Genomic DNA, 26,141 nt, shown 5'->3' with positions numbered 1-26,141 from the left:
CGGCTTGCGGCTTGCGGCTTGCGGCCAGGAGAGCGCGGCACGGAGCACCGTATGGCGAGGAGAGCAGGGTACGAGCGCGGGGAGCGATGGGCGCTCAGTTGTCGGGTGAGCGCAGAATCCGCAGGTGGCCGCGGCGCGCGACCTCCATCGGGTCCACCGAGCGGGCACTGCCGCCACTGGCCTCCGCCGCGCGCTTCTGCGGACGGGCCGCCTCACGCACCGCGTTCGCCAGGGCCTCCAGGTCGTCGCCGCTGGGGCGCGAGGGACCGGAGGAGTCGGCGAGCCGGACGACCTCCCAGCCGCGCGGCGCGGTGAGGCGCTCGGAGTGCTCGGCACACAGGTCGTAGCAGTGGGGTTCGGCGTAGGTGGCGAGCGGGCCGAGGACCGCGGTCGAGTCGGCGTAGACGTACGTCAGCGTCGCGACGGCAGGACGGCCGCAAGCGGTGCGCGAACAGCGACGTACAAGGCTCACGATGTTGGACGGTACCGCACTCTTGAGCGGGCCGCGACGACTCTCCCCCAGGTCATCCCACCGTGTCGAGCTGTGAGACGACCCACACCGCGTTCCGGGCATCAGACCCTGACCTGGGGCTACATCGGACGCCGGGATGTCGAACAGACCTGAATCCGGTCACCACTTGGTGCGAATCATGTCAATTGCCATGTCAGAGACGGTCTTGGAGGGATGCGGAATTGAGCTCAATCTTGGCTGGAATGGTCATCGGGCGCCATCGGACGTCATCGGGCGTCATCCGGAACACATGCCGGCCGGAGGCCGTCGGTCCGCCCGCCCGTCGGCGACCGGCGTGTGGGCCCGGGCGGCCGGGCCGGGCGGGGACTACTCTTCGTCAGTGATGGACAACCCCGTACCGCCCCGTGCCGCAGCAGCCGGTCCTCGTCGTCGTGACCGCCATGGCAGGGGCATGCGCGGCCCCGTGGCGCCGCCCCAGGTACCGCTCGCGGCGAGCCGTGCCGAAGTCTTCGCGGACCTGGTGCAGGACTCCGTGGAGCGGCTGGAGCGACGCTGGCCGCAGCTCGCGGACATCGACTTCATGGTCCTCGAAGTGCCCCGCCTGGAGGGCTCGGGCGAGGCCTGGAGCGACGAGGCGGTGCCTCTGGGCGGCACGATCGCGGCGCGCGAGGGGCATCCCGCGCGCGTGGTCGTCTACCGCCGTCCGGTCGAGATCCGCACCAAGGGGCGCGACGAGCGCGCCGCCCTGGTGCACGAGGTCGTCGTGGAACAGGTCGCGGAACTGCTGGGCCTGACACCGGAGACGGTTGATCCGCGGTACGGCGAGGACTGAGGACGGAACTGGACGGGGCCGCTCCGCCCTGGACCGCTCCGGACGCGACCCTCCGGACCCGACCGTTCGGACCCGACCGTTCGGACCCGACCGTTCGGACCCGACGATTCGGACCCGACGATTCGGACCCGACGATTCGGACCCGACGATTCGGACCCGACGATTCGGACCTGGTCCGATCAGACCCTGTTCCGCTCGGACCGGACCGATCAACCCCCGGTCGCCCCGACCCGGACGGATCAGACCCGGGCTTGATCAGACCCGGGCCGATCAGACCCGGGCCGATCAGACCCGGGCTGGTTTGACCCAGGCAGATTTGACCCGGTCAGCCCGAGCCCGGGCGGATCACTGGTCCCGGTTCACTGCTTGAGCAGCACCGAGAGGTCCTGTTCCGCTTCCGGCACCGAGACCGTTCCGCGGTCGTCCGGGAGGTACTGGATGGTGAAGCCGGGAACGCCGTCCTGGGTCGCGGCGAGCATCCGGGAGGCGTAGACCGGGCCTCCGGAGACCGGCTCGACGGTGAGGGCGTACGTGCCCTTGAGGCCGCTCGGGACGGGTGCCGCGATGTTCTGCGTGGTCCCGCCCTTGATGGTGAACGTCTTCGAGACGGCCGTACCGCCCTCGCTGCCCGCGGACGCGGTGACCCTGATGCTGGCGCCCCCGTCAGGGGCGGTCACGGCGAGCGTGGACCCCTTGGCGCTGTTGTCCGCGACCGTCGCGCGCGCGCCGACCGGGACGGTGGCCGGAATGAACGCGGTCTCCTGATCGGCGCCCTTGCCGCGCACCACCCGCAGGGCGGCGACGACCGGCACGGACGAGCCCGTGGGCGTGAGCACCAGGGAGCCCGCTTCGCCGCGGGTGACGTCCCCGAGATCGACGGCCGAGGTCATGCCGGCCTTCACGTGCAGCGTCTCGTTCCCCGCCGGGGTGATCAGCCCCGAGGGCGAGGCGAGGCGCACCTTCAGGTCGGCGTCCGTGTCGCCGGGCGCGAAGGCGACCAGGCGCACGGAAGTGGCGTCCTTGGGGATGCCCGGCATGACAAGACTGCCCGCGGGGTCGGCGGAGGCGGCCAGCCAGTCCCCGCCGGTCTTTTCGTCCAGTGCCTGTACGGCGGCTCCGACGCGACCGCTGCGGACCGACACATGCACGGTGAGGTCGGTCTGCGGATCGCCGGTCAGCGTGTTCAGCAGGATCGGCTCGCTGGCGTGCGGCTGGACCGTGATCCCGTCGGCCACCGTGGACTTGAGCGTGCCGTCCTTGCCGTACAGATCGATGTCGACGACGGCCGCGGAGTCGTCCGGGTTGGTCAGGTGCACATAGTCGGTGCGCGCCGCGGCGGTGCTGGCGCCCGGGAACCAGAACTCGGTGTCGGGAGCGGTGCAGTTGGTGCCGAGCAGGCCGCGCCCATTGCCCGCGGCCACCTCCGTGGTCTCCTGAACCGTCCAGCCGGGCGCGAACTTGCCCGACGCGACGCCGACGAGGGCGGGCGCGTCGGCACCCGAGGCGTCGCCGGCCGCCGGCTTGCCGGGCTCCTTGGGCTGGACGACGGGCTTTGTGGCCTTGCGACCACTCTTCTTGCCGGCGGTGGAGTCCGCCGACTCCTCGGTGGCGGCCTGGAGTTGGGCCTTGCCGCTGCCGCTCGCGCCCTCCGCGACGGGCGTGAACGACGTGTACGCGGTGTCGGCGATGTCGGAGGTGCTCGGCTGCGGGCAGAGCAGGCTGGTGCGCTCCACGGGCAGCCGCGCCGCCGTGCCGGCCGCGCTGTCGCCGGACGCGTCCGGTGACTTGAGGGTCGCGAAGCCGGTGACGGCGGCGAGCGCGGTCGCCGCCGCGATCAGGGACAGGGTGGTGCGGTTCACTGATGGCTCCCGTCGGGGCGCTCACTGTCGGTGCCGTGCGAGGGCCGCGTCGGGTCGTACGCCGGGTCGTAGCCCTGCTCGCCCGAGTCGTAGCCCTGGCCCCGGGGATCGGAGGCCTGGCCGTTCGCGTCGTAGCCCTGGCCGTAGGTCTGGTCGTACGCCGCCGTGCCCCCGTAGGCGTACGGGTCGTACTGGCCGCCTTGGTAGGGGTCCGCCTGGTACGGCTGCTCGTAGGTGCCCGCCGGGTACTGCTGCTGCCCCTCGTACTGCTGCCCGCCGTAGGTGTCGTACTCGGCGTTCGCGTAGCTGCCGCTGTCCCATTCGTCGTACGCCTGCTGGTGCGGGACGGCGGCGGCCGGGACCTCCTCGTCGGCGTCGGCGTCGGCGTCGGCGTCGGCGTCGGCGGGAAACCCGTCGTCGAGGTCCTCGTCCGACTGCTCGGCCTCCGCCTCGGCCTGGGCGCGCAGGCGGCGGGCGCGGCGGCCGTCGCCCGTCATGTCCTGGGCGGGCACGACCTGCTCCTCGGGGAGGTCGTCGTCGACGTCCCGGCGCCGGCCGGGGAGGGCGAGCACCACGAGGACGAGGGCGAGCGCGCCCTGGACCCACAGCCAGGCCGTGTGGCCCAGCGGGGCATCGAAGGTGACGTCCAGCCTGCCTCCGCCGGCGGGCAGCTGGAAGCCCTGGGCCCAGCCGTCGACCGTGGTGCGGGTGAGCGGCTTGCCGTCCAGGGTCGCCGTCCAGCCCGCACCGGCGCTGTCGGCCAGGCGCAGGACGCGGCCGTCGGCTCCGGCGGGGATCGTGGTGTGCACCTCGACCGGTCCCGCGGCGATGGACTCCGGGTCGCCGGATGCCGGGACGATCGTGGCGCGCGAGACCTGCTGGTCGACGCGCCACAGGGCGCTGCCGTCCTGCTGGCTCAGCCGGCTCAGGCCCGTGGTGGCGTCCAGGACGCGGCTCACCTCGCGCGGAGCGCCCTTGCGGACCAGGACGTAGCGCACGGCGAAGCCGCCGAGTTCGTCGGCCTGGTCGGCGCCGGAGCCCGCCACGAGGCTGGCGACGACCTTGTCGAGCTTCTTGTTCTCGCTGTCCGCCGAGGCGAGTTCGGCGTCGCCGAGGCGGGCGCCGGAGCCGCGGACCAGGACGTAGCCGACCTTGGCGGCCGAGCGGCTGTCGAGGACGAGGGTGCGGGCCTGGTCGCGGGTGCCGCTCTCCTCGGCGACGAACGCGGGCACCTGCACCGGGTCGCGGCGCTCCACGGGTCCGTCGGCGCCGCGGATGATCCATCCGGCGGCGATGAGCAGCGGGCCCGCGGCGCAGGCGAAGGCGACGAGCGCGGCCACCGGCTGACGCCAGCCGAAGCTCTGTTCGGCCACACGCGCGCGTGCCCCGTCGGAGCCGACGGCGGCGGCGGCGAGCAGTGCGAGGCCGTAGACGAGGGTCGCGGGGCCGGCCCAGGTGGAGCTGTTGGACAGGACCGCGAAGACGAGTGCCACGACCGCGATGATCCAGGCGGTCCGGATCCCCGCCTGGCGCTCGGAGCGCAGCAGGGCGGCCAGCGCGGCGAGCACGATGCCGAAGAGCATCAGTCCGCTGACGGTGCCCGGTCCGCCGGGGCTGGCGCTGAGCAGGTCGAGCGGGGAGGCCGCGCCGGCGCCGTAGTCCAGGCCGGCTTGCTTGAAGAAGCCGAACGGCAGCAGGGTCAGCGACCAGGGGGCGAGGACCAGCAGCGGGGTGCCGAGCTGGGCCAGGAAACGCGCTCCGTAGGGGGCGATCTCCCTGCGGCGCACCACGAGGAGTGCGATGCCGAGGACCAGCGCGATGGGCCACACGATCGGGGTGAACGCGGTCGTGAACGTCAGCAGCAGGGCGTACGCCCAGGTCGCGCGCCAGCTGCCGCGCGCCCGGGAGGAGTGCGCGAGACCGCTCGCCGCGATCCCCGCGCGCGCGATGAGAGGCAGCAGGATCGCGAGGACGGCGGTGCCGATGCGGCCGCCCGCGAGCGCGCCGGTGGCGGCGGGCAGGAAGGCGTACGCGACGGACGCCCAGGCGCGCAGCAGGCGTGACTCGACGAGCGGGCGCGAGGCGAAATAGGCGGCGAAGCCGGCCAGCGGCACGGATCCCACGAGGAGCACGGTGACCGCGAGCCCGGTGGAGCCGAGGAGCGCGGAGGCCAGCAGCGCGACGAGCGCGAGGTAGGGCGGGGCGGACTGGGTGGAGCCCGCGCCGACCGGATGCCAGCCGTCGAGGTAACGCGCCCACAGGTCGGAGGAGTCGGCGGGCGCGGGCAGCAGCGCGCCGCCCGCGAGGGCCCCGCCGCCGAGCAGTTGGCGGCAGGCGAGGAGCGAGACGAACAGAAGGACCAGGAAGAGCATCGGGCCGGGGTTGCGCGCGATGCGCTTGATCCGGGCGAACTGCTCGATCTCCAGGAAGTCGCCGTCGTCACCGCCCGGTCCGGACTCGACGGCGCCTCCGTGCCGTCCGGCGCCCGTGGCGATGTCGGCGTCGGAGCCGCTCGTCAGATTGCCGGCGACCTGCTCGAAGGTGGCCCGCACGGTGGCGCCCGGCGGCGGGAACAGGGCCCGCAGCTCGCCCTTGTCGACCTGCGGGCGACCGCGCCTGCGCCGCCCGGCGATGATCCGCTCCGGGCGCAGCAGGGTGCTCAGGAGGCCGCGGATCTCGTCGACGGCCTGTCCGGGGACCTTGCCCACGAGGTAGGCGACCGTGCGCAGAAGGGTGCCGAGGACGAGCCGGATCAGGATCCAGGGGAGCTGCGCGGTGCGGGCGTTGACGAGGAGGGTGTAGACGGCGCCCGCTTTGTCGACCTTGTGCGGGGACGCGGAGGTGCGGCCCACGCAGTCGACGGCGCGGCGCTCGCGGGAGGCCGCCTCGGCGTGCCGTACGACGGCTTCCGGGGCGACGAGCACACGGTGGCCGGCGGCCTGGGCGCGCCAGCACAGGTCGACGTCGTCGCGCATCAGGGGCAGCCGGCGGTCGAAGCCGCCGAGCTCCTCGAAGACATCGCGCCGGATCAGCATTCCCGCGGTGGAAACGGACAGCACGGGGTGGACATGGTCGTGCTGGCCCTGGTCCTGCTCGCGGCGGTCCAGACCGGTCCAGCGGCGGCCCGAGTTGGCGATGGTGACGCCTACTTCGAGGAGCTGCCTGCGGTCGTACCAGCCGCGGAGCTTGGGGCCGACGATGGCCACGTCGTGGCCGACCTCCTGCTCGTTCTCCACGACGCGCAGCAACTGGGCCAGGGCGTCGGGCTCCGGGGCGCTGTCGTCGTGCAGCAGCCAGAGCCACTGCTCGGGCTCGCCGTGCGGGAGGTCCGGCATGTCGTAGGCGTCGTCGCGCCAGCTGCGGGTGACGGGGTCCCAGCCGCTCGGACGCTTGAGGTAGGGCAGGTCGTCCGGGGTCAGCTCACCGGCGGTGCGGGACACCTCCTCGACGGCCTGGCCGAAGCCGGTGCGCCGGGCCAGGTGCAGCACGCGGTCGGCGCCGAGCGCTTCGGTGAGCAGCTCGGCGGATTCGTCCGCGCTGCCGGTGTCGGCCGCCACCGCGTTCTGCACGGGGCGGTCCTGGCCGAGCAGCCCGGCGAGCGCCTCGGGCAGCCAGCGGGCGCCGTCGTGGGAGACGAGCACCGCGGTCACGACGTGGCGCGGGAACTCAGGGGCGGCAGCGGCGTCATTACGGGCTGCCGAATGGCTGTACACGGACATCGAGGTACGGGCCCCGGTTCGATGGACTGCGGTGGACGTCTGTGTCCGGCGGGGACAGCGGGACGTCTCGGACGAGGGCCCACACTAACGGCTGAGCAAGACGGCGGCCCGCCGCCTGTGGATAACCCACCTGCGACGGGCCGTTCCTTACGTAAGAGTGTGTGCCGTTTGGTCTGTGGCACCCACGTGTGTGGACCACTGTTCCGCGTCCGCTTTTCCATGCGACCGTTTTCAGACAGCGGCCTTCTTCAGACGACGCCGCTCCCGCTCGGACAGACCGCCCCAGATGCCGAACCGCTCGTCGTTGGCGAGCGCGTATTCGAGGCACTCGGAGCGGACCTCACAGGCGAGGCAGACCTTCTTGGCCTCGCGGGTGGAGCCGCCCTTCTCGGGGAAGAAGGACTCGGGGTCGGTCTGGGCGCACAGCGCGCGCTCCTGCCAGCCGAGTTCCTCGTCCGCGTCGTCGACCAGCAGTTGCTGCACCAGCTCGGTCATGTGCGCCCCTCGTCTGTCTTTCGCGTCCCCGTGATGCTGCCGTTACCGATGTCGGCTGAACGACACGAGTGAAATTACAAGTGTGCCGATCCGGGCCAGTCAAGCCGAGATCTGCTATTGGGCCCCTTATTCACTCTGCGGAACCAAGGCTATGCGGAAAGTGTTCAAATCGGCATAAACCCTGACAGCCCAATAGGTCCAGGTCAGACGCCTTCCCCATCGCAGGGGAGGACGTCCAGGAGTTCGAACTCGTTCCGACGCAGACCCCGAAGCGAATCTGATCACATTTAGATCACGGGGTCGCGGCGAGGTTTGTTCACCCGGTTGTGCGCCATGTGTCCGGGGAGGCTCCTGAACAAACCTTTCGCCTGCCAGATGAACCGGATGAGGTGAAACATCTTCCACATACCGGACATGCAGTTGACAGTCGAGGTGTGAACCGGTGTCCTTGTGGGCATGCTCGCGAACTTGGCACCCACCTCGACCCGCACCGCCGGGTCTCTCGGTGCTGCCCACGTTCGCTGTAGCTGTTGTTGCTGTTCCAGCTGTTGAGCCCTACCGCGCTCCGGCTGCCTCGCCGCCACTGAGGCGAATCCCCGCCCCCTACCAGGGGCCACCGCCCGCACCAGGGCTCCTCTCCCGCCCGTGACCCGGGCGGAAACGGCCAGCGACACCCCAGCACTCTTCCGCCGAGGAACCACCGCATCCATGAACAGCGACAGCGACCTTCAGATCGCCGGCGACATCCTCGAAGTCCCCCACCTGCTTCAGCCGCCGCGCGAACACCCCTCCACCGTGGCCGAGTTCGTCGGCCTGGCGCGTTCCATCGCCGCCGACCGCTCCCGGTGGGAGCACCTCGTCCGGTACGACGCAGCCTCGCGCTGGTACCACCGGCTGAGCACGGGGCCCGGCCATGAGGTGTGGCTCCTGTCCTGGGTGCCCGGACAGGGCAGCGGGCTGCACGACCACGGCGGCTCCTCCGGCGTGCTGACCGTCCTGGACGGCGCGCTGACCGAGCGCACCGAGCGCGGCACGCGCGCCCTGGGCGCCGGAGCGCAGCGCGTGTTCGCGCCCGGTTACGTCCACGAGGTCGTCAACGACTCGCTCGAACCGGCCGTCAGCCTGCACGTCTATTACCCGGGTCTTACCGAGATGCCGATGCACGCGGCGCGTTGCGCGGTCGCCGAAGCCGTGTGACGCGTTCGCGCCGGAACGCGGGCCCGCCGTCGCCCGGGTCTCGTAACCGGCTGACGCGTTGTCGTACCCGCCTGCGAGACTGAACCCCATGCGCATTGTGGTTCTGGCAGGCGGTATCGGTGGTGCCCGGTTCCTGCGTGGTCTCCAGCGGGCCGTGCCGGACGCGGACATCACGGTCATCGGCAATACCGGCGACGACATCCACCTCTTCGGGCTGAAGGTCTGCCCGGACCTCGACACGGTGATGTACACGCTCGGCGGCGGCATCAACGAGGAGCAGGGCTGGGGGCGGGCCGGCGAGACCTTCCATCTGAAGGAGGAGCTCGCGGCGTACGGGGTCGGACCCGAGTGGTTCGGGCTCGGCGACCGCGACTTCGCGACGCACATCGTGCGGACGCAGATGCTGGGCGCGGGCTATCCGCTCAGCGCCGTCACCGCGGCTCTGTGCGACCGGTGGAAGCCGGGCGTGCGTCTCATCCCCATGTCCGACGACCGCGTCGAGACCCATGTCGCCGTGACGCTTCCGGAGGGCGACCCGGCAGGGGCCGCCGGCGAGCGCAAGGCGATCCACTTCCAGGAGTACTGGGTGCGGCTGCGGGCCTCCGTGCCGGCCGAGGCGATCGTGCCGGTCGGCGCCGAGCAGGCGAAGCCCGCGCCGGGCGTGCTGGAAGCCATCGCCGAGGCGGACGTCATCCTCTTCCCACCGTCCAACCCCGTCGTCTCGATCGGCACCATCCTCGCCGTGCCCGGCATCCGGGAGGCCATCGCCGAGGCGGGCGTGCCCGTCGTCGGCCTCTCCCCCATCGTCGGCGACGCGCCGGTGCGCGGCATGGCCGACAAGGTGCTGGCCGCGGTGGGCGTCGAGTCCACCGCCGCCGCGGTCGCCGAGCACTACGGCTCGGGCCTCCTGGACGGCTGGCTCGTCGACACGGTCGACGCCTCCGCCGTGGAACGCGTCGAGGCGGCCGGTATCCGCTGCCGGGCCGTCCCGCTGATGATGTCCGACCTCGACGCGACGGCGCGGATGGCGCGTGAGGCGCTGACGCTCGCGGAGGAGGTACGGACGCCATGAACACCGTGGACACGACGGTGCCCGGCGACGCGGGACACGCGGGTCGGCACGCCGACGGGGAACGCCCGGGACGGCCCGCCGACGCGGGCTTCCGGGTCTGGGCGCTGGGCGGACTTCCCGAGGTGCGCCAGGGCGACGACCTGGCGAAGCTCATCGCGGCGGCCGAGCCCGGACTCGTCGACGGGGACGTGCTCCTCGTCACCTCCAAGATCGTGTCGAAGGCCGAGGGCCGGACGGTCGAGGCCGCCGACCGCGAGGCCGCCATCGACGCCGAGACCGTCCGGGTCGTGGCACGGCGCGGCCCGCTGCGGATCGTTGAGAACCGGCAGGGGCTCGTGATGGCCGCCGCCGGGGTCGACGCCTCCAACACCCCTGCCGGGACAGTGCTGTTGCTGCCCGAGGACCCCGACGCCTCCGCGTACGCGATCCGCGAGGGCCTGCGGGACACCCTGGGTGTCGACGTCGGCGTCGTGATCACGGACACCTTCGGGCGGCCCTGGCGCACCGGGCTCACCGATGTCGCCATCGGCGCCGCGGGCGTCCAAGTGCTGGACGATCTGCGGGGCGGCACCGACGCGCACGGCAATCCGCTCAGCGCGACCGTCGTCGCCACGGCCGACGAGCTCGCCGCCGCCGGTGACCTGGTCAAGGGCAAGACCTCCGGGCTTCCCGTCGCCGTCGTGCGCGGGCTCGCGCACCTGGTGACCGAGGGGGACGGCGCGGGGGCGCGGGCGATGGTGCGCGACGCCCGCGACGACATGTTCCGGCTGGGCACCTCGGAGGCCGTACGGGAGGCGGTGACCCAGCGGCGTACCGTACGGGCCTTCACCGACGAGCCCGTCGACCCCGGTGCCGTACGCCGTGCGGTCGCCGCGGCGGTGACCGCTCCCGCCCCGCACCACACCACGCCCTGGCGGTTCGTGCTCCTGGAGTCCGCCGAGTCGCGGACGCGGCTGCTCGACGCCATGCGCGACGCGTGGATCGCGGATCTGCGGGGCGACGGGAAGAGCGAGGAGTCCGTCGCCAAGCGGGTCCGCCGGGGCGACGTGCTGCGCGGGGCGCCGTATCTCGTGGTGCCGTGCCTGGTCATGGACGGGTCGCACACGTACGGCGATGTACGGCGGGACGGCGCCGAGCGCGAGATGTTCGTGGTCGCCACCGGGGCCGGCGTGCAGAACTTCCTGGTCGCGCTCGCCGGGGAGCGGCTGGGCTCCGCGTGGGTGTCGTCGACGATGTTCTGCCGTGATGTCGTACGCGAGGTGCTGGAGCTGCCGGAGAACTGGGACCCGATGGGGGCCGTGGCCGTCGGCCACGCGGCGGAGGAGCCGAGAGCCCGCCCGGCACGGGACTCGGCCGACTTCGTCGAGGTCCGCTGATCGGTCCGGGGCGCCGGGCCGTTCGGTGAGGTGCGCTGATCGGTCCGGGGCGGTCCTGCGGTCCGTTCGGCGTGGTGCTCTGATCCGTCCGGGGCTCCGGGCCGGTGCGTTCAGTGAGGGTCGCTGATCCGTCCGGGGCGGCCCTGCGGTCGGTTCGGTGTGGGCCGCTGGTCGGTCGGGGGCGGTCCTGCGGTCCGTTCGGTGTGGGTCGCTGGTCGGTCGGGGGGCGGCGGGCCGGAGTGTTCGTTGAGGCGTCCGGCGCCTTTGCCGTGGGGGGAGCGCCTACCCTCGTAGGACGCCCCGAGTTTCTCTAGGACCTCATTCGTGTCTGGACGTTTCGCTCCCCGGCCTACGCGTACGACCGTGCGCGGCGGGCATGTCGTGGTGCCCGGCGGGGCAGCGGGCGGAGTGCCCCGCCAGACGGGCGATCCCGGACGCGCTCGTACCTGGACGCCCGACGGGCCGCTCGATCTCGGGCTCGTGCTCGGGCCGCTGCGACGCGGACCCGGCGATCCGACGTTCCGGACGACACCCGACGGCTCCGTGTGGCGGACCAGCCGTACGCCCGCCGGGCCCGGGACCCTGCGGGTCGCGCCGCGCGGCGGAGTGGTCCGGGGCGAGGCATGGGGGCCGGGGGCCGACTGGCTGCTCGACCGGCTCCCCGACCTGCTCGGCGCCGCCGACGATCCCGACGCCTTCGAACCACGGCACCGGCTGGTCGCGCTCGCCCGGCATCGGCGGCCCGGCCTGCGGCTGGTGCGGACCGGGCTCGTGATGGAGTCGCTGATCCCGTCCGTCCTGGAGCAGAAGGTCACCACCGACGAGGCGTACCGGGCGTGGCGGTTGCTCGTCCGGAAGTTCGGCGAGCCCGCGCCGGGGCCCGCGCCCGAGCGGATGTACGTCATGCCGGCGCCCCGGACCTGGGCCTTGATCCCGTCCTGGGAGTGGCACCGGGCCGGGGTCGACAACAAGCGGGCCTCCACGATTCTGCGGGCCGTACGGGTCGCCGCGCGGCTGGAGGAGGCGGTCGGGCTCGGTCCCGCACAGGCGCAGCAGCGGCTGGAGTTGGTGTCCGGGATCGGGCCGTGGACGTCCGCGGAAGTGGTGCAGCGCAGTCATGGCTCGGCGGATACCGTGACCGTGGGGGATCTTCATCTGCCGGGGATCGTCGGGTACGCGCTGGCGGGGGACCGGGACGCGGACGACACCGTCATGCTGGAGTTGCTGGAGCCCTATGCCGGGCAGCGGCATCGGGCCGCTCGGCTGATTCTGCTGGCCGGGCGTACGCCGCCGCGGCGGACGCCGAAGATGCCTCGCGGGGACATCGGGCGGCTGTAGGGGGCCCGGCTTCCGCCGTCTCCGCCTGCCGTTCCCGGCCCTCTCCGCCTGCCGTCCCCGGCGCCCCCGCCCCCAGTTCCCGGCCTCCAGCTTCCGGCTTCCGGCTTCCGGCTTCCGGGTCCGTGATCCGCCCGGCTCCGGGCAGGTGTGGCTTCCGAGCCGCGGGCGCCCGCGGCTCGCGCCATCCTCCGCCCCTGCAGGTTTTCGCCCCCTCCGCCCCTACCCTCCCCCAAGGTCTCGGCTTCGCTCGACCAGGGGGACCCCCATCGTCCCTGGGGCTCCGCCCCAGACCCCGCTCCTCAAACGCCGGAGGGGCTGAATCCGGGGCTGAATCCCCGGGGCTGGAGTCTTGTTCCACCCCCCGGGGTTTCCGTACAGGTCTTCTACTGGTCCGACGAGAAGCGCACAGCGCCGCTCGGGATGCGGGCGCCGCACCAGACGCGGACTCCCTCGCGGAGTTCGTTGTCGGGGCCGACGACCGCGCCGTCGCCGATGACCGTGCCGGTGAGGACGGTGCGTTCGCCGATGCGGGCGCCGACACCGACGAAGGAGTCGGTGACGACGGCGCCGGGTTCGACGACGGCGCCGGCCAGGACCGTGCTGCCGGTGATCCGGGCGCCCTCACCGATGCGGGCGCCCTCGCCGACCACCGTGCCGCCGGTCAGCTTGGCGTCGGGGGCCACGATGGCCGTGGGCAGGACCAGGCGGTCACCGCAGCGGCCGGGAACGGCCGGGGACGGAGCGCGGCCGAGCACCAGGTCGGCGGAGCCGCGGACGAAGGCCTGAGGGGTGCCCAGGTCCAGCCAGTAGGTGGAGTCCACCATGCCCTGGAGGTGGGCGCCGGTGGCCAGGAGCTCCGGGAAGGTCTCGCGCTCGACCGAGACCGGGCGGCCCTCGGGGATCGTGTCGATGACCGAACGGCGGAAGACGTACGCCCCCGCGTTGATCTGGTCGGTGACGATCTCCTCGGGGGTCTGCGGCTTTTCGAGGAAGGCCGTGACGCGCCCGGTGGCGTCGGTGGGGACCAGTCCGAACGCACGAGGGTCCTCCACCCGGGTGAGATGGAGGGAGACGTCCGCACCCGTCGTCTCGTGGATCGCCACCAGCGCCGGGATGTCCAGGCCCGTGAGGATGTCGCCGTTGAAGATCAGGACCGGGTCGTCGGGGCCCGAGTGCAGCCGGGACGCCACGTTGCGGATGGCGCCGCCCGTGCCGAGCGGCTCGTCCTCGGTGACGTACTCGATGTGGAGACCCAGCGAGGAACCGTCACCGAAGTACGGCTCGAAGACCTCGGCGAGGTAGGAGGTCGCCAGCACGATGTGCTCGACGCCCGCCGCGCGCGCCCGCGCCAGCTGGTGCGTGAGGAAGGGGACCCCGGCCGCCGGAACCATCGGCTTGGGCGTGTGCACCGTGAGAGGGCGCAGCCGGGTGCCTCTGCCGCCGACCAGGAGGATCGCTTCTGTCACCTGTCGTCTCTGCTTCCTGCCGGGACCGGCCGAACTGTCTTTCGGCCGGCCAGTGTATGCAGACCGTTCGATGGCGCCTTCGATGGCCGTGCGGTGTCCTTCGACGGGCCTCTGTCATGACTTCAGGTGATCCCTGCCGGAACCGGCCCGACCGAACCGTGTCGCCCGGGCCGGTTCCGGATCCTGTCTACCGGCCCTGGTAGCGGGCCGCTGTCGTCCTGGCCGAGCCGAGCTTGCCGTAGAGGAGCCGTCCGGGGCACTCCGTGGCGAACCCGTCCCGATGGCCGGAGATCACATTCAGTCGTACGTTCTTTCCCTTTCGGTAGAGATTGCCACCGGCCGACTTCAGGTATGTCTTGCCACGCGGATTGGCACCGTAGAGGCCGAGTTTCCATGCCGTGAGCCGGGAGATGGCCTTGAGCGCGGCGTCGGTCGGCTTCGTCCTGCCGAAACTGCCGATCACGGCGATCCCCATGCTGTTCGTGTTGAACCCGCGGGTGTGGGCGCCCATGACCGCCTTCGCGACGCCTCCGGCCCGGCCTTCGTAGATGTTTCCGCACTTGTCGACGAGGAAGTTGTAGCCGATGTCACGCCAGCCACTGCTCACCACGTGGTAGCGGTAGATACTGCGGATGATCGAAGGGACCTGCGAGCAGCTGTACTTGTTGCCCGACGCCGTGTGATGCACGAAGGCCGCCTTGACCGACTTCGTGTAGACGAAGCCGCGCTCGCGCAGGTTCTCGTTCGCGCCCCAGCCGCGGCGCGTGATGATGCGGGGGCGCGGGCCGATGTACGGCATCGTGCGCTGCTCGGCCATGTCGTCGGGGAAGTACGCGCGCTCCGTCTCCTCCCGGGAGAGCGCGGTGACCTCGGTGGCGCCCGTCTTCCGGCCCGTCCCCGAGTCCCCGTCCGGCGCGCCCGCGCGCACGCCCTTCGCTCGCACGCCCGAGGGCGCTCCCCCGGCCCGCCCGGTCGTCCGGGCGTCCGGACGTGGGGGATCCCCGCCGGGATCGACCAGTTCGAGGCGCAGGCCGCCGGGCAGCGAGGAGGCCACCGGGGCGGTCGCTCGTCGCTCCCCCGGGCTGGCCGCGACCCCCGGAGCCGCCTTGTCCGCGTCGACGCGGACTTCGACGCCGTCCGAGTCGCCCACCCACAGGGGGGCGGTGGAGCCGTGCACCCGGCGTGACTTGCCTTCGGGGGTGTCCGGGTCGGCGGCGTGCTCGTCGTTGTGGGTCTCGACGTCCTGCCAGTCGGACCAGTGGCCGGTGCCGGTCCCCCGGGTGCGGACCTGGACACGGCCGTTCAGCTCACTGTTCGGGTCGTCCCATACGACGCCGACCAGGGAGAACGGCCGTACGTCGCGGCGGGTGACGCCCTGTTCGGGTGCGGCCGGGCCGAGGGCCCGTTCACCGGTGAGCGGGACGAGGGGCAGGGACTGGGTGCTGCCGGGGGCGGCGGCCGCGGCTGTCACCGTCGACGGCCCCGCCTGTGCCGGAGCGGGCAGGGCGAGCGGAAGGGCGAGAGCGGCCGCGCAGGTGACGCCGACCGAGGAAGCAAGGAATCCACGCATGCTCCTGATCCTGAACATAGTCATACATATCTGTCCATCGCGGACTTGACGGACCGTCGGACCACGCTCGGCCGAACCGGTGGCGCGCTCGGTCCGTGCCGCGCGGCGCCCCCGCGTACGCTTGCGCGCGTGAAAGCCACCGACCGCACCCCCGCCGACCTGCTGCGATCCGCGCTCTCCGAGGACCCGGCGCGTCCTCTGGTGACCTTCTACGACGACGCGACGGGCGAACGGGTCGAATTGTCCGTGGCCACCTTCGCCAATTGGGTGGCCAAGACCGCCAACCTGCTCCAGGGCGAGCTGTCCGCCGAACCCGGCGAGCGGGTCGCGCTGCTGCTGCCCGCGCACTGGCAGACGGCGGTATGGCTGCTCGCCTGTTCCTCGGTGGGCGTCGTCGCGGACGTCGGGGGCGACCCGGCCGCCGCCGACCACGTCGTCGCGGGCCCGGGGCGTTTCGAGGCCGGGCTCGCCTGTTCCGGTGAGCGGATCGCCCTCTCGCTCGCGCCGCTGGGCCGACGCTTCCCGACACCGCCCGCGGGGTACGCCGACTACGCCGTGGAGGTGCCGAGCCAGGGCGACCGGTTCGCGCCGTACGCGCCGGTCGACCCGGAGGAGCGGGCGCTGGTCGTCGCCGGGGCCGCGTACACGGGCGCGGAGGTCGTGGACCAGGCCCGCACCGACGCCCCCGGGCTGGATCTGACGGGGCCCGGTTCACGCATCCTGTCGGCGCTCTCGTACGACACCTGGGAGGGCCTGGCCGCGGGGCTGTACGCGCCGCTCGCCACCGGCGGGTCCGTGGTGCTGTGCCGCAATCTCGACCAACTGGGCGACGACTCGCTCGCCCGGCGGATCGAGAGCGAGCGCGTGACCGCGACGGCTCGCTAGGGCCTGTCTGACGATTCACGTCGGATCGGGCCGCGGCGTCCGGAGCCGTGCATCGCAAGGCGGAGGGTCGCCCTCGTACTGGGCGTACTCGGGCGTGCCCGACAACGCGGCGCGGGGGTCCCCCTGCTCGAAGAGCCTGGGGGACTGCGCTGCCGGGCGCCGCGGGCCCGGCGGGAATCGCCAGGCAGGCCCTGGAGGCCCGCGCCCGGCGGGCGAGCGATGGGGTGCCGCCCGGACAGGTCCACGACGGGTGCCGCCAGGACGCAGGCCCACGGGGACGTCGCCCGGGCAGAGGCCCGCCAGGGCGCCGCCCATGCCGGGCGCGTCCCCCGTTCGGCCCATCACCGGCCCCCCTCACCAGCCACATCGGGACATGGTCGTAGGAGCAGCCAGACGCGCTCGTACGCCATGAGGGGTGGTGGTCCCGACGTGACCGACACCGCAGGCACTCCCTCCGGACGCCCGGAGGGGCCGGGGCTCGGAGCGTCGCCCACCGGGGCCGGGGTCAGACGCCGGCGGCGGCGCTGGCTGCGCTACGCGGCCACCGGGTTGGCCGTGGTGGTCCTCGGCACCGTCGGGGTCGGCTGGGCCGCGTACGAGAAGCTGAACGGGAACATCACGGCCGACAACGACGCGGCCGCCGAGCTCGCCCGGTACGAGAAGGAACGGCCCACCGCGCTGGTGCGCGACGCGCAGAACATCCTGCTGATCGGGTCGGACTCGCGCTCGGGGGCCGGGAACAAGAAGTACGGCCGCGACTCCGGGACGGAACGGTCCGACACCACGATCCTGCTGCACCTGTCGGCGAACCGGCGCAGCGCGACCGCCATGTCGCTGCCCCGCGACCTGATGGTGGACGTGCCGGGCTGCCGGCGCCCGGACGGCACCCGTACCGAGCCCATGTTCGCGATGTTCAACTACGCCTTCCAGGTGGGCGGTTCGGCCTGCACCATCCGTACCGTCGAAAAGCTCACGAACATCCGTGTCGACCATCACATGGTGGTGGACTTCCACGGCTTCAAGGACATGGTCGACGCGGTGGACGGCGTCGAGGTGTGCCTGAGGAAGCCGATCAATGACAAGGCGGCGAAGTTGAAGCTGCCCGCGGGAAAGGTCGTGCTCAACGGCGAGCAGGCGCTCGGCTATGTCCGCGCCCGCAAGAGCATCGGCAACGGCAGCGACACCGACCGCATGGACCGCCAGCAGAAGTTCCTCGGCGCGCTGGTCAACAAGGTGCGCAGCGACGATGTCCTGCTCAACCCGGCGAGGCTGTATCCGGTGCTGGACGCGGCCACCTCGTCACTGACCACCGACCCGGGGCTCGCGAGCCTGCGCGGCCTGTACGAGCTGGTGCGCGGAATGCGCGACATCCCCACGGAAAGCATGCAGTTCCTGACGGTGCCCCGGACGTCCTATGTCCTCGACGCCAACCGTGATCAGCTCGTGGAGCCCGAGGCGGCCCGGCTCTTCGCGCGGCTGCGTGCGGACCGGCCGGTGGCGGTCGCGAAGGAACCCCCCAAGCGGCTCGCTCAAGGCCAACCGCCGCATTCCGTAAGTCTGTACGGCAACTCCCTCCGTGACTACGAAGAGGAGTTGTCCGGCAACGGAATGTCGATGGCAATAGGGGCTGCCGACCTCACCGGGACACCCGATCCGACACCGACTTTCCGGGGTAACACGGCGGCTCAGGACCCCTGCGGGTAAAGCACGCGCCAAGGTGGGGAACAGCTGAGCTAAGAACTCTTTGAAAATGGGTCGGATTGCCCGGTTGTAGGGACGTTGAATTTGTCACGGTCGTCGTTCGACGCCGAACTGGGCGGATAGTGTGAGCGATCCGGTGCACCCGGCCACGAGGTCCGTCCTGGAGGTCGCGCACTGCTTGACCGAGACCCGAGCGCCTTTTGAGGGGGAAAAGGCGCCGCGTGGCCCCGACGGAGGATTCAGACAACCGTGGACGCGCAAGGCCGTGGGCGGGCGGACAACATCGACCCCGCAGACCAGTGGGTGCTCAACCCGAACACCGGTGAATACGAACTGCGACTGACTCCTTCCGGAGCGCAGCCGGGAGTGCCGCGACCGCGGAGGGGTACACCCTCCGCCGCGGCGCGCACCCGAAGCGCTCCGGGCAGGGATCGCGCGGCACCGGGCCGGGAACGTGACGCACCAGGACGGGACCGTGACGCACCCGGCACCGATGTGCCGGGGCCGCGCCGACGACGCGGCGAGCCGCCGGAACCCCTTCCGGGGCGGCGGCGCGGACGCAACAAGCCGCCCAAGAAGTCGAAGGCGAAGAAGATACTGCTCTGGACCGGCGGCGGCATGGCGCTGGTCCTGGTGGCTGTCTCGGGCGCCGCCTATGCCTACCTCAAGCACCTTGAGGGCAACGTCCAGACGACGGACGTCGGCACATCGGGCAAGAGCGGCTTCAGCAAGGACGAGGCCTTCAATCTCCTCATCATCGGCACCGACAAGCGCACCGGAGCGGGCAACTCGGGATACGGCGACAAGGGCAGCGTCGGGCACGCCGACACCAACATCCTTCTGCATGTCTCCAAGGACCGGACGAACGCGACCGCGCTGAGCATTCCGCGCGACCTCATCGTCGACGTCCCCGAGTGCAGGACGAAGCAGCCGGACGGCACGGAAAAGATCATCAAGGGCACGGACGACGTCCGCTTCAACACCAGCCTCGGGCAGTCCGACCGGAACCCGGGCTGCACGATGGACACCGTCAAGGCGGTCACCGGCATCACGGTCGACCACTTCATGATGGCCGACTTCAACGCGGTGAAGACGCTGACCAGCGCCGTGGGCGGCGTCGAGGTCTGTCTCGCCAAGAACGTCGACGACGCCAACTCGCACCTCAAGCTCTCCGCAGGCAAGCACGTCATCGAGGGTGAGCAGGCCCTCGCCTTCGTCCGCACCCGGCACAGCTTCGGCAACGCGGGCGACCTCGACCGCATCAAGGTGCAGCAGCAGTTCATCGGCTCCCTGATGCGCAAGATGAGTTCGAGCGACACCCTCACCAGCCCCACCAAGCTGTTCAAGCTGGCCGAGGCCGCCACCAAGGCGCTCACCGTGGACACCGGCATCGGCAACGTCAACACGCTCAAGGACATGGCCCTGGAGCTGAAGAAGGTGCCGCCGAAGAACATCACCTTCACCACGGTGCCGGTCCGCGACAACCCGGCGGACGGTGTCGTCCACAAGACGGTCATAGTCGACGAGACACTGGGCCCTCAGGTCTTCGACGCGATCAAGAACGACGTCTCCTTCACCGCGGTGAAGCAGAAGGAGAAGAAGGAGAAGGCCGCGGTGGCCGCCCGCCTCAAGGGCTCCCGTTCCGCCGCGTCCGACATCCGCGTCGACATCTACAACGGCGGCGCCCAAGCCGGCTCCGCACAGGAAACTCTTAACTGGCTGCAGAACACTGAGGGCGTGCTCAAGTCCAGCCAACTGGGTAACGCTCCGGAAACCCTCGGCAAGACGACCCTGGAGTACTCTCCCGACCAGGCCGACCAGGCACGCAAACTGGCGGATCTGATGGGGCTGTCCGGTTCCGCGTTGAAGCCCGGCAAGAGCGAGAAGAACTCGCAGGGGCTGCCCGCGATCGTGCTGACCCTGGGCAAGGACTTCAAGGGCGCCGGAGTGAAACTGACCGCTCCGACGAAGGCGCCGGACGTGGAGAAGTCCACGGCGGACAAAACGGTGTGCGCAAAGTGACCTAACGGGTCCGTCGAGCGTCCTACAGGACGCGAGAAGTGTCCGGCCGGGCGTGAAAACGTCCGGCCGGGCGTGCGACGGACCCGTTTGTCAGGCGCAGGGTGGGGAGAGGCTGGGAGATGGCGCAGAGCAGTGTGCGTGGGGAGGGAGCACGACCGCGTGTCCCGCAGGCCGGCGAACTGGGCTGGGACGACAGCATGTACGACGAGGGCGGCGAGCCCGTTCGTACGGCGGACGACGGCCGCATCCGGTCCGACGGCAACGGTGACGCCGACGCCGGCGCTGTCGGCGTTCGTCCGGCCGACGACACCATGCCGCTCAGTCCCCAGGGACAGGGCCGGCACGGTGGGGGCGACGGCGAAGGGCGGCAGGAGAAGACGGGCCGCCCCCGTCGCAGACGTCGAATACTGCGCTGGTCGGCGATGGTCCTGGCGGTCCTGATACTCGGCACCGCCGGTGCCGGTTATCTCTACTACCAGCACCTGAACGGCAACCTCAAGAAGGACGACCTGAACATCGGCGACGCGAAGGACCGCGCCGCCAAGTCGAAGCCGAACGCGGCGGGCCAGACCCCGCTGAACATCCTCCTGATCGGTTCGGACGCCCGGAACACGACCGAGAACCAGAAGCTCGGGGGCGCGAAGGACACGTTCGACACACCGGCCCGCGCGGACGTCCAGATGCTGCTGCACCTGTCGGCGGACCGCAGCAACATGTCGGTCGTGAGCATGCCGCGCGACACTCTGCTCCAGATACCCAACTGCACCGACCCCAGCACCGGGAAGACGTACACCGCGAGCACGTCGCTCACGATGACGAACGACTCGCTTGGCCGCGGCGGCCCCGGCTGCACGGTCGCCACCTGGGAGAAGCTGACCGACATCCACATCGACCACTTCATCATGGTCGACTTCGCGGGTGTGGTGTCGATGGCCGACGCGATCGGCGGCGTCCCCGTCTGTGTGGACGCCAACATCTACTCGCACACCTCCACCGGTCACGGCTCCGGGCTGAAGCTCGAGGCGGGCACGACGTCCGTCAAGGGCAAGCAGGCCCTGCAGTGGCTGCGGACGCGGTACGGCTTCGAGGACGGCAGCGACATCTCCCGGACCAAGGCCCAGCACCAGTACATGAACTCGATGGTGCGCCAGCTGCGCGAGAACGCCACGCTGAGCAACCCGGGCAAGCTGCGGAGTCTCGCGGAGACGGCCACCAACGCGCTGACCGTGGACAAGGGTCTGGGCACGGTGACCGATCTCTACGATCTCAGCAACGAGCTGAAGAAGGTCCCGACCAAGCGCATCACCATGACCACCATGCCGTGGGTGTACTCCTCCGACGGCAACCGGGTGCTCCCCAAGCCGACGGACGCGGACCAGGTCTGGCGCCTGCTGCGCGAGGACATCGCGCTGGACGGCAAGGACAAGAAGAAGACCCCCGCCGAGAAGACGTCCTCGGATCCGGCCGCGGCGGACGACAAGATCGCGGTGCAGGTGCAGAACGGCACGCGCACCAGCGTGCTCGCGCCGGTCCCCGGACGCGCGAGCGCGGTGACCGAGCTGCTCGTCGGCAAGGGGTTCACGCAGTCGAAGGCCGACCTTTCGGCGGCGACCGCCGAGGCCACCACGGTGATCCGCTACCCGAGCGCCGATCTGGAGGGTGACGCCCTGCGGGTCGCCAAGGCCCTCGGGATGTCGACGCACGCGGTGGAGAAGTCGGCGGACGTCTCCGGCGTCACGCTGGTCGTCGGCGCGGACTGGCGGGACGGGACGGCGTACAAGGCACCCGTGGACGACGACTCGACGCCCGCGTCCGCGAAGCTGGACAAGGGCGCGGACACCGGCGCCTGCATGCACGTCAACCCGGACTACACCTGGTCGTAGCACCGGCCCGCAAACGGCAGTTGGGCCCTTCTCGAAGTCGAGAGGGGCCCAACTCATGTGCGAACGGGTCCCGTTGGAGCCGGAAGCGGATTCATCCACAGCCGGACAGGCTCAGTTGGAGCTGCCGAGGACCGCGGGGCGCCGGGACGCGATGACCTTCCCGGCCTGCGACTTCGGGCGCGGTGATACAGGTCACGCCGGTACAGGTTGCCCTGCCCGACACCCCTTCGGGATGATCATTTTCGCTCTGCAGTAAACCTGATGGGGACTCAACAATGAACATGAGCAAGCGACTTGGCTCCGCAACGGCCGTCCTCGGCCTTACCGTCGCGGGAATGGTCGCCGCCACCGGCAGCGCCGAGGCCGCAGCCTCCTACAACGGCGGCTGCGGGTCCGGTTACAGCGTGGTCGGCTCCAAGGACGTCGGCGACGGCACCGCCTTCATCACGTACAGCAGCGCCACTGGCTACAACTGCGTCGTCACCGTCAACGACCACCCGGGCACGTCGACGTATCTGGACGCCCGACTGCGGATCCACAGAACCGACGCCGTATGGAAGGCCAGCGAGATGGACGCCGGCACCTACAGCTCCTACGCGGGCCCCGTCTACGTGTACGCCGCCCACTCCTGCATCGACTACGGCGGTTCCGCGGGCAACTCGAGCTACATCCAGATCGATTACGCCGTCCACTGCGGCTGACGAGCACGGGCTGCTGAGCGGCCCGCGAACGGATCAGGGCCTCCTTGGCAGCTCGGGCGTGAGTATCGGCTCGAGCGCAAGGAGGCCCTTCCCTGCTGTCGCCTCAGCGGGTCCCGCTGAGGACCGCCGGCCGACGTGATGCGACTACCTTCTTCGCCAGGGACTTGGGGCTGGTCAGGAAGCCCCAGCCCCACGACATGTGCATGGTGGCGAGGGCGACCGGGATCTGCAGACGGGCCCTGAAAGGCAGCCCCTTGCCCGCCGGGAGCGAGCCCGCGGCGATGGCGGCGAGGTAACCGGCCGGCACGACGAAGGCCCACGGGGTCAGTGCGGCGCCGACCACGACGCCGGCCGCTATCGCGCACACCGCGGCCGGTGGGGCGAGGTAGCGCAGGTTGATGGAGCCCTCGTGGTAGCGGGCGACTACGTGCCGCCAGCGGCCGTAGTCCTTGTACTGCTTGGCGAGCGCCTTGACGGACGGGCGCGGCCGGTAGGACACCTTCAGTTCGGGCGAGAACCAGATGAGCCCGCCCGCCTCCCGGATCCGGAAGTTCAGCTCCCAGTCCTGGGCGCGGATGAACTCCTCGTTGTAGCCGCCCTGCTGCTCCAGGGCCTCGCGCCGGAACACCCCGAGATACACGGTCTCGGCCGGGCCCGCCTCACCGCCGGTGTGGAAGGCCGCGTTGCCCACGCCGATCTTCGACGTCATGGCGGCGGCGACGGCGTGCTCCCAGTCGTTCTCGCCCTCGGCGTGCATGATGCCGCCGACGTTCTGCGCGCCGGTCTCCTCCAGGAGCCGTACGGCGGTGGCGATGTAGTTCGGGGAGAGGATGCCGTGCCCGTCGACACGCACGACGACGGGGTGCCGGGACGCCTTGATCGCGGCATTCAGCGCCGCGGGCGTCCGGCCGGTCGGGTTCGGCACCGTGTGGACCCTCGGGTCCTCACGGACGAGTTCGGCGGCGATCTCGTCCGTCCGGTCCGTGGAGGGACCGATGGCGATCACGACCTCCATCTCGCCGTCGTACCGCTGGGCCAGGATCGCTTGGACGGCCCCGCGCAGATGCCGCTCCTCGTTGAGGACGGGCATGATCACAGAAACGGCGGGGGACCGCACGTCAGGCTTCTCGCTCATCGGAACTCACGTTACCGCGAACGGGGGACACGGTCGCGCGCCGCCCGGCGTAAGGACCGGGCCGCAGATCGTATGGGCCTACCGTGCTCACGGATCCCCACGCCGAGCGGAACGCGGCCCGGCCGGCCCCGCGGAACGCTTCCCTCCCCCGTCCAGCCTCGCGGAGGTGTCCCCCTTGCCCACGCCGCCCCGCTCCCCCGTCCGCCCTCAGCGCCCCCCGCGGCCGTCTCCCGCACGGCGTCCCGCCCGGCGCTCGGACGGACGCCCCGTACGCCCCGTACGGCGCAAGAAGCCGCGCTGGGCCATGCGGGCGGTGACCACCGTCTCCGTGGTGGTCCTCGCCTCGGCGGGCATCGGGCACGCGGTGCTGAGCAGCCTGGACGCGGACATCGCCCGGGTCGACCCGTTCAAGGACATGAAGAACCGGCCCGAGGGCGGCCACGGCATGAATCTCCTGCTGGTCGGCACCGACGGCCGGGAGAAGATCACCGAGGCGGAGCGGCGGAAGTACCGGCTCGGCGGCACGCCCTGCCACTGCACCGACACGGTCATGATCGTGCACATCTCGGAGGACCGGGAGCGCGCCAGCATCGTCAGTCTGCCGCGCGACTCCTACGCCGAGGCACCCGCGCACACCGACGCGGTCACCGGCGAACGGCACGGCGCCCACCCCCTCAAGCTGAACGCTGCGTACGCGGAGGGCGGCCCGACCCTGACCGTGCGGACCGTCGAGAACATGACCCACGTGAAGATCGACCACTATCTGGAGGTCGACTTCACCAGCTTCATGAAGACGGTGGACGTGCTCGGCGGCGTCCGTATCTGCACCGCGCAGCCGCTGAAGGACAAGTACACCGGCCTCGACCTGACGGCCGGCTCGCATCTGCTGGGCGGCGGGCAGGCCCTTCAGTACGTACGGTCCCGGCACACCGACGGCTCCTCCGACCTCGGCCGGATGAAGCGCCAGCAGCGCTTCCTGGCGGCGCTCGTCGGACAGGCCACGTCGTCCGGGGTGCTGCTGAACCCGATGAAGTTCCGTGACGTGACACGGGCGGTGCTGGGCTCGGTGCGGGCCGACAAGGGCTTCGGCACGGACGAACTGCTGGATCTGGGCCGGGCGATGCGGAACTTCTCGCCGTCCTCGTCCGAGTTCACGACCGTGCCGATCGGACAGATGGCCTATGCCGTCAAGGGCATCGGCTCGACCCTGAAATGGGACGAGCCGAAGTCGAGGAATCTCTTCGAGTCCCTGCGGGCCGACAAGCCGCTCGCGGCGCCCCGGTCGCCCCGGGCCCCGCGGCCCCGGACCGTCCGGGTCGCGGTGGCCCCGCAGCAGATCCGGGTCCAGGTCGAGAACGGGACCGCCACGACGGGTCTCGGCAAGCGGGTCGACGGCGCGCTCGCCGCCACCGGGTTCCGGACGACGGGCCGGCCCGCCACGGCCCCCGACCGCACGGTCCGGCGCACCGTCGTCGCGTACGACCCCCGATGGGACCGCTCGGCGAGGTCGCTCGCGGCCGCGCTGCCCGGTTCCGAGCTGCGCGCGGTCGCCGGGCAGGGCCCGCTGCTGAAGGTGATCGCCGGAACGGACTTCAAGCAGGTGACACGGGTCCGGGCGGAGGATCCGCATCAGGGGGAGTTCGGGGTGGTGACGGGAGACCAGGTGGTCTGTCCGTGACGACTCCGAACGCCCGGCCGGGGCCTCCCCGACCCTGACCGGCCGATCCTCGCGTCAGGTCGCTGTCCGGTCACCCGGTCGGTACCGGTCTCGTCATCTCGTCGGTGCGTGGTCGTCGTACCCAGTCCTCGTGCCTAGTCGTCGAGGCCTTCCGCCGCGCGCTTCTCGCGGAGTTCCATGATCGCGCGGCGGCGGGCCAGCCGGTGGGTGCGGCGGATCTGCGCCTCCTGGTAGCGGCGCTCGTCGCGCTCGGTCTCGACGATGACGGGCGGGACCCGGCGGGGCTTGCCGTCCGCGTCGACGGCGGCGAAGACGAGATAGGCCGAACCGACCTGCTGAGGCGGCGTGGACTCGTTCCAGCGCTCGGCGAGGACCCGGACACCGACCTCCATCGAGGTACGTCCGGTCCAGTTCACCTGGGCCTTCACATGGACCAGGTCACCCACGCGGACGGGCTCCAGGAAGGCCATCTCGTCCATCGAGGCGGTGACCGCGGGCCCGCCGGAGTGCCGCCCCGCCACCGCGCCCGCCGCGTCGTCGACCAGCTTCATGATCACTCCACCGTGCACGGAGCCCAGAAGGTTCGTGTCGTTGTGGGTCATGATGTGGCTGAGGGTGGTTCGGGACGCCGAGGTCGGCTTGCCCGGTATGTCGGATTCCGGGTTGGGAGCCTGGTCTGTCATGTCCTCCACCTTATGCCGGGGCGCGCGACCGTCGCTTTGCATCAGCTCTGCAACAGG

19 protein-coding genes are annotated in these 26,141 nt (G+C 71.2%); 11 read left to right on the top strand and 8 right to left on the bottom strand.

Annotated elements, in window-relative coordinates:
* Positions 1-94: 94 nt before the first annotated feature.
* Positions 95-574, bottom strand: a complete 480-nt coding sequence (locus tag ACFYR3_RS18130) for a DUF3499 domain-containing protein (RefSeq protein WP_355854793.1) — start codon at positions 572-574, stop codon at positions 95-97.
* 280 nt (positions 575-854) lie between these two features.
* Here ACFYR3_RS18130 and ACFYR3_RS18125 point away from each other — a divergent pair, with 280 nt between their 5' ends.
* On the top strand, positions 855-1,304 hold the full coding sequence (locus ACFYR3_RS18125) for a metallopeptidase family protein (protein ID WP_355854822.1): 450 nt from the start codon (positions 855-857) through the stop codon (positions 1,302-1,304).
* A 359-nt stretch (positions 1,305-1,663) separates the two neighbouring features.
* On the opposite strand, the gene ACFYR3_RS18120 is transcribed toward ACFYR3_RS18125, so the two are convergent.
* The 3 genes from ACFYR3_RS18120 to ACFYR3_RS18110 form a co-directional block, all read right to left on the bottom strand.
* Positions 1,664-3,163, bottom strand: coding sequence for a DUF5719 family protein (locus ACFYR3_RS18120; protein WP_389283794.1), 1,500 nt, complete (start codon positions 3,161-3,163; stop codon positions 1,664-1,666).
* Positions 3,160-6,882 (bottom strand): glycosyltransferase, encoded by a 3,723-nt coding sequence (locus ACFYR3_RS18115; RefSeq protein WP_389283792.1) that lies wholly within the window; start codon positions 6,880-6,882, stop codon positions 3,160-3,162. The genes ACFYR3_RS18120 and ACFYR3_RS18115 overlap by 4 nt, the downstream gene beginning before the upstream one ends.
* A gap of 231 nt (positions 6,883-7,113) precedes the next feature.
* Positions 7,114-7,377 (bottom strand): WhiB family transcriptional regulator, encoded by a 264-nt coding sequence (locus ACFYR3_RS18110; protein ID WP_003975777.1) that lies wholly within the window; start codon positions 7,375-7,377, stop codon positions 7,114-7,116.
* Between the two features lie 708 nt (positions 7,378-8,085).
* Between ACFYR3_RS18110 and ACFYR3_RS18105 the strand changes: the two genes are divergently transcribed.
* The 4 genes from ACFYR3_RS18105 to ACFYR3_RS18090 all read left to right on the top strand — a co-directional run bounded on the left by ACFYR3_RS18105 (position 8,086) and on the right by ACFYR3_RS18090 (position 12,360).
* The gene (locus ACFYR3_RS18105) at positions 8,086-8,574 is read left to right on the top strand and encodes a cysteine dioxygenase family protein (RefSeq protein ID WP_356783236.1); all 489 of its coding nucleotides are present in this window, start codon (positions 8,086-8,088) and stop codon (positions 8,572-8,574) included.
* Between the two features lie 88 nt (positions 8,575-8,662).
* Positions 8,663-9,646, top strand: a complete 984-nt coding sequence (gene cofD, locus ACFYR3_RS18100; protein WP_355854781.1) for a 2-phospho-L-lactate transferase — start codon at positions 8,663-8,665, stop codon at positions 9,644-9,646.
* On the top strand, positions 9,643-11,022 hold the full coding sequence (locus ACFYR3_RS18095; protein ID WP_355854778.1) for a coenzyme F420-0:L-glutamate ligase: 1,380 nt from the start codon (positions 9,643-9,645) through the stop codon (positions 11,020-11,022). The genes cofD and ACFYR3_RS18095 overlap by 4 nt, the downstream gene beginning before the upstream one ends.
* 324 nt (positions 11,023-11,346) lie before the next feature.
* Complete coding sequence (locus ACFYR3_RS18090) at positions 11,347-12,360, top strand: DNA-3-methyladenine glycosylase 2 family protein (protein WP_355854775.1); 1,014 nt, start codon at positions 11,347-11,349, stop codon at positions 12,358-12,360.
* 383 nt (positions 12,361-12,743) lie between these two features.
* On the opposite strand, the gene ACFYR3_RS18085 is transcribed toward ACFYR3_RS18090, so the two are convergent.
* Positions 12,744-13,826 (bottom strand): NDP-sugar synthase, encoded by a 1,083-nt coding sequence (locus tag ACFYR3_RS18085; protein ID WP_355854772.1) that lies wholly within the window; start codon positions 13,824-13,826, stop codon positions 12,744-12,746.
* A 187-nt stretch (positions 13,827-14,013) separates the two neighbouring features.
* On the bottom strand, positions 14,014-15,396 hold the full coding sequence (locus ACFYR3_RS18080) for an N-acetylmuramoyl-L-alanine amidase (RefSeq protein ID WP_355854769.1): 1,383 nt from the start codon (positions 15,394-15,396) through the stop codon (positions 14,014-14,016).
* Positions 15,397-15,525: 129 nt separating this feature from the next.
* Here ACFYR3_RS18080 and ACFYR3_RS18075 point away from each other — a divergent pair, with 129 nt between their 5' ends.
* The 5 genes from ACFYR3_RS18075 (at position 15,526) to ACFYR3_RS18055 (ending at position 22,588) form a co-directional block, all read left to right on the top strand.
* Entirely contained in the window at positions 15,526-16,281 is a 756-nt protein-coding gene (locus tag ACFYR3_RS18075; RefSeq protein ID WP_355854767.1) for a TIGR03089 family protein, read from the top strand.
* A gap of 429 nt (positions 16,282-16,710) precedes the next feature.
* A complete protein-coding gene (locus ACFYR3_RS18070) occupies positions 16,711-17,985 on the top strand; it encodes an LCP family protein (protein ID WP_389283788.1) in 1,275 nt (424 codons plus the stop codon).
* Between the two features lie 246 nt (positions 17,986-18,231).
* Positions 18,232-20,004 (top strand): LCP family protein, encoded by a 1,773-nt coding sequence (locus ACFYR3_RS18065; RefSeq protein WP_355854761.1) that lies wholly within the window; start codon positions 18,232-18,234, stop codon positions 20,002-20,004.
* Between the two features lie 119 nt (positions 20,005-20,123).
* Positions 20,124-21,887 (top strand): LCP family protein, encoded by a 1,764-nt coding sequence (locus tag ACFYR3_RS18060; RefSeq protein WP_356783227.1) that lies wholly within the window; start codon positions 20,124-20,126, stop codon positions 21,885-21,887.
* A 281-nt stretch (positions 21,888-22,168) separates the two neighbouring features.
* Positions 22,169-22,588 (top strand): spore-associated protein A, encoded by a 420-nt coding sequence (locus ACFYR3_RS18055; RefSeq protein ID WP_355854755.1) that lies wholly within the window; start codon positions 22,169-22,171, stop codon positions 22,586-22,588.
* 103 nt (positions 22,589-22,691) lie between these two features.
* Here the strand turns inward: ACFYR3_RS18055 and ACFYR3_RS18050 are convergent, their stop codons facing one another.
* Positions 22,692-23,723 carry a glycosyltransferase family 2 protein gene (locus ACFYR3_RS18050; protein ID WP_355854754.1) on the bottom strand — a complete coding sequence of 344 codons (1,032 nt, stop codon included), beginning with the start codon at positions 23,721-23,723 and terminating at the stop codon, positions 22,692-22,694.
* Positions 23,724-24,027: 304 nt separating this feature from the next.
* Here ACFYR3_RS18050 and ACFYR3_RS18045 point away from each other — a divergent pair, with 304 nt between their 5' ends.
* Positions 24,028-25,401, top strand: a complete 1,374-nt coding sequence (locus ACFYR3_RS18045; RefSeq protein WP_389283785.1) for an LCP family protein — start codon at positions 24,028-24,030, stop codon at positions 25,399-25,401.
* A 134-nt stretch (positions 25,402-25,535) separates the two neighbouring features.
* On the opposite strand, the gene ACFYR3_RS18040 is transcribed toward ACFYR3_RS18045, so the two are convergent.
* On the bottom strand, positions 25,536-26,084 hold the full coding sequence (locus ACFYR3_RS18040) for an acyl-CoA thioesterase (RefSeq protein WP_355854749.1): 549 nt from the start codon (positions 26,082-26,084) through the stop codon (positions 25,536-25,538).
* Positions 26,085-26,141: the final 57 nt, after the last annotated feature.

It is taken from the genome of Streptomyces sp. NPDC005784 (assembly GCF_042871525.1).
Taxonomy (GTDB): Bacteria; Actinomycetota; Actinomycetes; order Streptomycetales; family Streptomycetaceae; genus Streptomyces.
Note: the sequence above shows the minus strand (reverse complement) of the source record. Positions and strands in the feature narration are given on the sequence as shown.